3 protein-coding genes are annotated in these 7097 nt (G+C 43.8%); 1 reads left to right on the top strand and 2 read right to left on the bottom strand.

Features of this window, described 5'->3' with window-relative positions; genetic code table 11:
* Nucleotides 1-369 precede the first annotated feature (369 nt).
* A complete protein-coding gene (locus ACO4R2_RS05175; RefSeq protein WP_484769438.1) occupies nucleotides 370-2556 on the bottom strand; it encodes a glutamine synthetase III family protein in 2187 nt (728 codons plus the stop codon).
* A gap of 485 nt (nucleotides 2557-3041) precedes the next feature.
* Between ACO4R2_RS05175 and ACO4R2_RS05170 the strand changes: the two genes are divergently transcribed.
* Entirely contained in the window at nucleotides 3042-3971 is a 930-nt protein-coding gene (locus ACO4R2_RS05170; RefSeq protein WP_484769437.1) for a glycosyltransferase family 2 protein, read from the top strand.
* A gap of 157 nt (nucleotides 3972-4128) precedes the next feature.
* On the opposite strand, the gene ACO4R2_RS05165 is transcribed toward ACO4R2_RS05170, so the two are convergent.
* Nucleotides 4129-6900 carry a DUF3472 domain-containing protein gene (locus tag ACO4R2_RS05165; protein WP_484769436.1) on the bottom strand — a complete coding sequence of 924 codons (2772 nt, stop codon included), beginning with the start codon at nucleotides 6898-6900 and terminating at the stop codon, nucleotides 4129-4131.
* Nucleotides 6901-7097 lie beyond the last annotated feature (197 nt).

The raw sequence follows: 7097 nt of genomic DNA, 5'->3' as shown, positions 1-7097 counted from the left end.
AATTCACTACAAATATAAGAACTTTGGAGCTTACACACTTTTTTAGGACAGTATCGGAAAGAGCACCGAGTGCGCCACGAGCAAGTGTATATTCACTACGGGAAGTATCAAAAAACTTTCTGGATAGAGTGTGCCGCTCTGGGTATCTCTAATTATTATTACTATTGGGATGATTTTTCTAATTCCGAAGTGCTTTGCGATAATTTGCTGCGCTATGCAAATTGGAATATGAGTAAGTATCAAAAACAGTAGCCATTTTTTATGAAATGGCTGAATTGAACTTTTACTATTATATCTAAAAAAGCAAGAGAGATAGCCTTGCAAGGAAATCTCTCTTGTTTTTTTGTGTTCGTTCTCCGGGGTTATTTCTTAGCGAATAAAGAGCAACTCACGGTATTTGGGGAGAGGCCACGTCTCGTCCTCAACGATAAGTTCGAGTTTATCGATGTGATAGCGGATATTATCGAAGAAAGGTTCTATCTTGTCATGATAGATAATGGCCTTTTCGCGTTCACTCTCAATTTTGTTTGCCTTTTTGCGTTCTTCCACCATCAAGTCGACATTCTCAGCAATGAAGTTGAGGTGTTTGTTGATTTTCTCAATTAAGTTGACATTATAAGCACAAAGTTCTTTAGCGCGGTCGGCTGGGAATGTCTGCTGTATTTTGTAGACATTATCAACGAGAGCACTTTGGTATTTTGTAGCTACAGGAATGATATGATTGAGGCAAAGGTCGCCAAGAACACGCGCTTCAATCTGGAGTTTCTTATAGTAAGTTTCCCATTTGATTTCGTTGCGTGCCTTGAGTTCGTGGAGATTCATAACATTCATGGATTCAAACATTTGAACGGTAGCATCGTCCAGGTAGCGATCAAAAATGAGAGGGCAACTTGTTTCGCAATCGAGTCCACGTTCTTTAGCTTCTTTCTTCCACTCTTCGCTATAGCCATTGCCGCTAAAGCGAATAGCTTTGCACTCTTTGATGTCCTCACGAAGGACGTCAAGAATCGCACTGACTGTGCTATCGCCTTTCTCAATCAAGGCATCTACACGCTGTTTGAAGAGAGTTAGAGCTTCAGCCACCGCAGTGTTCAGCACAATGAGTGCGCTAGCGCAGTTGGCACTTGAGCCTACAGCACGGAACTCAAAGCGATTTCCTGTGAAGGCAAAAGGTGAGGTGCGGTTACGATCCGTAGAGTCAATCATGAGTTCGGGAATCTGAGGAACATCTAGGCGGAGTCCGTGTTTTCCTTCAAGCGTAAAGAATTCATCTTTGGAGGAAACTTCGATGTGGTCGAGCAAGTCATCAATCTGTTGTCCGAGGAAAGAAGAAATAATGGCTGGAGGAGCTTCGTTAGCACCTAGCCGATGAGCGTTCGTGGCACTCATAATAGAGGCTTTGAGCAATCCGTTGTGACGGTAAACACCCATAATCGATTCAACCACAAAAACAGCAAAGCGCAAATTTTCTTCAGACGTTTTGCCTGGTGCGTGGAGCAATATGCCAGTGTCAGTAGTGAGTGACCAGTTTTCGTGTTTACCCGAACCATTCACGCCATTGAACGGTTTTTCGTGGAGCAAACAATGGAAGCCGTGCTTGCGCGCAACACGTTTCATCAGCGACATGAGCAACATGTTGTGATCCACAGCCAAGTTACATTCCTCATAGATGGGAGCCAATTCAAACTGGTTAGGGGCAACTTCGTTGTGACGTGTTTTGCAAGGAATACCGAGTTCAAGAGCTTGGATTTCTAAATCCTTCATGAATGCCGCCACACGCTCGGGAATAGAACCAAAGTAGTGGTCGTCCATCTGTTGGTTTTTTGCAGAGTCGTGCCCCATTAAAGTACGGCCCGTCAATAGGAGATCAGGACGAGCTCCATAGAGATCTTCATCTACCAAGAAGTATTCTTGCTCCCAGCCCAAGTTGGTTGTAACTTTTTTTACTTCAGGATAGAAATATTGAGCAACACCTGTCGCAGCTTGATCAAGTGCGGCAAGAGATTTCTTCAAAGGCACCTTATAGTCGAGAGCCTCTCCCGTGTAGGCAATAAATACCGTGGGAATCATCAGTGTGTCGCCAATGATAAAAACAGGAGAAGAAGGATCCCACGCTGAATAACCGCGGGCTTCGAAGGTGGAGCGAATACCACCGCTAGGGAATGAAGAGGCATCAGGCTCTTGCTGGACAAGAGCTTTACCGCTAAATTCTTCAATCATACCTCCTTTTCCATCATGCTCAACAAAGGAGTCGTGCTTCTCTGCTGTTCCTTCGGTGAGTGGCTGAAACCAGTGGGTGCAGTGGGTTGCACCCATTTCCATTGCCCAACGTTTCATGCCCTGCGCAATAGAATCGGCCACATTGAGGTTGAGCGGAGTGCCTTGCTCAATGGCTTCACAGTAGCGTTTGAACGTTTCTTGAGGGAGATAGTGAAACATCTTCTCTCGATTGAAGACGTACTTAGCGTAGTATTCTGATGGTCGCTCCTTGGGAGCTACAACTTCTACGGGGACTTTCTTAAAAGCGTCTTCAACGACTCTGAATCTTAAACTCATATTGTATTGTTTGTTACGAGATACTTTCTAAATATAGAGGAGGTTTTATAAAACCATTTGTTTGTGTCCGAGTTCTGCTATCTGTAAATAAGTGTCCCCCAAAACTCCAAGGAGAGATGGGGGACTATCATTATGGTTATTGTACATAAGCTATCATGGCACTATTGAACGTACTGACAGCAGAGCAAGCTATACAGCTACATCCTTCGTTAGAAACTTCTGATAGATTTTTTGACGAGTTCAGCAAGCAAAACCATGCAGTTGTGTTGTACATGTTTGTTAATTCAATCTTATGAGCCATGAGCTAATTTGATTTTCGACTGCAAATATAAGATGAATTTTAGGTAAGAAGAAAACCTTCCGACAAAAAGCCATCATTGAGAGCTTCGAGAGAGGAAAGTTTGTACTTGGTATAGGCCATAAAAGTTGAACTTCTTATGATTTTATTACCTTTGCATTGGAAACCCCAAAAAAAGAACAGGAAAATGCAAATTGCTATAGTTGTTCCGTGTTATAACGAGGAGCCCGTTTTGTCTGCTACAAATGATGTGCTGCTTTCTGTGTGTGAGAAATTAAAGGCAGATCAAGCAGTGGATACTCGTATTCTCTATGTTGATGACGGATCGAGTGATTCCACTTGGGATCTTATCGAAACCTATTCGCAAAAGAATAGACGTGTGGGCGGTTTGAAATTAGCGCATAATGTGGGGCACCAGCGTGCGCTATGGGCAGGACTGGATTGGGCAGCACATCATGCAGATGCGGCTATTTCTATTGATGCTGATTTGCAGGATGATGTTGAAGCTATTTATGAAATGGTTCAGCGTTTTCTTGAGGGAAAAGATATTGTTTATGGTGTTCGCCATGCTCGTAAAACTGACACATGGTTTAAGCGTACAACGGCACAAACATTTTATAAAATGGTGAGAGGGTTGGGAGGTGATGTACTCTATAATCATGCCGATTTCCGACTGATGAGTCGTCGTGCCCTCGAAGCTTTGTTAGAATATTCAGAGCGCAATCTCTTTCTTCGAGGTATGGTAAGAACCTTAGGATTCCAAACCGCGATAGTTCTCTACGACAGAAAGGAGCGTCAAGCCGGGGTATCGAAATATCCTCTTGGTAAGATGCTAAGCTTTGCTGTTGACGGGATAACATCTTTCTCTGTGCGCCCCCTGCGCTACATTACGTATCTCGGACTGATCTTTATGTTTATTTCTTTAGCGGCAATCATCTACGCCATTGTGGTTTATGCTGAAGGACGAACCATACAAGGTTGGACCAGTTTGCTTGTCTCTCTTTGGTTTATTGGCGGAGCCATTCTTGTAGCTCTTGGCGTGATAGGAGAGTATGTTGGAAAAATTTACTCTGAAGTGAAGCGTCGCCCACGTTATATTGTTGAGAAAACAATTTAGTGTAAAGTTATTCCTTAAATCAGAACAATTTTGTGCTGGGACGGGAAAAACATCTGTTAGAAAGAGAGGGCGAAAGTTTTGGGAACTTTTCGATAGAAAAAGAAACGGGTAGGACGAAAGTTCTACCCGTTTCTCACTTTTGTATCTTATTGTTTGTTTACTTCACAATAATTTTTTTACCATTTATAATGTAGAGTCCAGCCTTTGTAGGTTGCAGAATACGACGACCTTGAAGATCGTAGACAACGTTCTCACGTTGGTTGTCAGTTCTCTCTACGTTGTTGATTCCCGTAGGAATATTGAATACACCAGTGTTGGCTGCTTCTCGCAAAGCTTCAACAAGCTTCTTGTTTGGTGTGATGCTGAAATTATCATACAGATTCCAATAAGTGCCATTTTTAGTGGAATTGCTGCTCTGCGTTAAAGCTGCACCATTTGCGGCTGTAGGATCTGCAGCCACGTTTTTACCTGTGGAGTAACGCGTTGACTGATCAACTGGTGTAAAGATAAATCCATATGTGCTCTTGCGCAGACGTACGTAAACAGGACTATCGCTCATGGAACTTTCAGAACCCACACTTCCTGCAGTAGGGTTAAGGAACTTTTGGGTTGCCATGTTGTAGATGAGGTACTGCTTTCTGCTATTTTTGTCCGTGCCTACAATCAACCAACTTGCCGCAGGGTCAGCTAGTTCAAACTTCTGCTGATAGAGACTCAGAGGAACTTTTCCATCTGTCGGATTAGAAGCGCGCAGAGTTGGATAATTTTGCCCCGCAATGTTCATCAGTGTTCCGTAGCCGTATGTATTCTCGATGATGTAAGCATTTTCTGCGTTTAAATTAAGATCGTTGAAGACTGGACCATATTTGGCCAATTTACCATGGAGAGAGAGTTCTGTAAGAGCATTCTGCATCTCATCGGCTGTGGCAGTTGTTAGGTTTGCATAGACATTGCCTAAATATGTCTCAACGTCTGCCTTAGAATAGTTGTTTAGTGTTCCTGCATTCTCGTAATACTTTTTCACAAGTGTTCGCAGAGCTTCGATACTCTTGGAGTAGAAGTTTACTTCAGCTAATGCCATGAAGTGTGAACCACCATTGCTGTAACCTTCAGTGAAGTAGAGACGAAGTAAGCTACCCGTGGGAAGAGAAAGAGGAGCGGAAAGTTGAATATTCTGAGAAGTGCCGTTTGTCAGAGTGTATGTACCTTGTGTGCTCCATGATGCGCCATTGTTTGACGATACCTGTACTTGCACTTTCTTAGCGAGATAGTTTGTAGAACTATGGCCACTGTGCGTAGTCAAAGCGATACGATCAAGCTCAATGTCTCCATCGTGAGAGAATGTGATGAAGTGAGGGTAATTGGAACTCTGACCAGAATACCAATCAGAATGCCAATAAGTGTCGAGCTTACCATCGAGAACGAGAGCAGCACGACCATTAGTGGCGCCTTCGCCTACAGTTTCTTGAGAGTCGAAACCTTTAACTTTCCAGCCAGATTGGGGAGAAAGAATGGAAGCGTCTTCCAATGCTGTGTGCATGCGCTGAAGATCCTGCGTGCGAAGTGCTGGTTTCACGTTGCGTTCAATGAGTGTTGCCAGAGTTTCGTTGGAAGGGAGATAATCTCCTGGTTCAAGATAGTTGATTGAGAAAGAAGAACCATCGCCTTGCGGTTGATTCGGCTCTATATAGCCACCCGATTGCATCAAGATGGCCTGTTCTCCATCGTATGTAACATAAGTTTGGTGGCGGTCATTGCGTGCGCCTTTACTGTTTCCACCATCAGTGTGGCCAAACGAGAAGATATTACGATTGTACCAGTTACCTCCCTGCATAGAACGTGTAAAGACACGGCGATAGTAAGCTTGATGCTTAGCATTTCCTTGACTATTGTTTCCACGTGTGTATTCTTCAAGGAAAGCATTGAAACCTGAGCCAAAATAGAGCGTTTGTCCTGCCATGCGCTGTGAGGAGATATAGTGCCATTCGTTGTCTTCACCACGAACATTGTACCAAGCAGAAATGATGGTGTTTTCGTAGTTAGAGCCATCCTTGAGCTGAATCTGTTCGGGGCGAACATTCAGCAAGAAGCGCACCCATTTACCGGGCTTCCAATAATCGCCATTAAGGATGACATGGCAGCCCGTTCCCTCTCCGCCGAAGCGCTCTACAGTGGTGTTCTGCAGGGTGCTGTCGATACCGATAATACCGCTGCGCTTGTAAGCGGCCAAAGATGCGTCTGCGTCTGTATCACCATTATCCCAAGATGAGAAGATGACAGTGTGGTTCATTGCTCCGTTCTGCATCTTACCATTGTTCTGAATGCCGATGTAGCCATTCTTGAAACCAAAGGCTTCAACGTATGTGCCCAAATAGTCGGAAGTCTCAGGGATTTGCACTTCATCGTAAATCCAATCGAACACATCTCCCTCAGGCAAATTTGCGCTTGTTGAGCCAAAGCCGTTAAGGTGGAGTGAGGGGATACTACGCCAACTAGCCAAATAAACAGAATTTTCTCCGCTAACATTTGTAGATGAGATCGTAAAGTCGCTCATCGAAGTGTTTGCTGAAACTCCGCGCAAAATGAAGCGATACCAGCCTGCTGAAGGGGTGGTAAAAGTGAAGTTGCGCGCATTGTTGTGTGTGCTGACGTCAACTTCTGTGTTCATATTGCGAACATCCACTGTGCCGCTATTGTTCGACTTTACGGTGTACGTACCTTTAGGGAAACGGATGTACCATGCGGGGCAGAATCCCGCGCGAGGATACAAAGTACTATAAGCTACCTTGTCGGTGCTGTTGCCCTGTGTGTCAACAATGTATCCACCCGACGTTCCGCCAGGTGCTACACTGATTGTCCAGGTCGTCTGTGCTGATAGCGATAACACGCTAAGCACTATGGCGAAACTGAAAAGAAGTAATTTCTTCATTTTTTTAATAGTTAGATATAATAGTATTTACTTTTTGTTTAGTATGACAAAAGTACAAATATCTTTGGAAGTTCAAAATGAGAGATAAGGAAAAAGAGTTTTTTATAACAAAAATCCTAATAATGCAACTATGTAGATAACACACAAGCAGACAGAAATGTTCTTTTCTGTCTGCTTGTGTTCTGAGCAAGAGAAGC

It is taken from the genome of Alloprevotella sp. (assembly GCF_057240785.1).
The sequence above is the reverse complement of the archived record's forward strand: the minus strand, read 5'-3'. Positions and strand labels throughout refer to the sequence as shown.

Bases quoted from the DNA above. Each gene is read 5' to 3' on its own strand.
- ACO4R2_RS05170 (WP_484769437.1), top strand. From the start codon at position 3,042: ATGCAAATTGCTATAGTTGTTCCGTGTTATAACGAGGAGCCCGTTTTG.
- ACO4R2_RS05175 (WP_484769438.1), bottom strand. From the start codon at position 2,556: ATGAGTTTAAGATTCAGAGTCGTTGAAGACGCTTTTAAGAAAGTCCCC.
- ACO4R2_RS05165 (WP_484769436.1), bottom strand. From the start codon at position 6,900: ATGAAGAAATTACTTCTTTTCAGTTTCGCCATAGTGCTTAGCGTGTTA.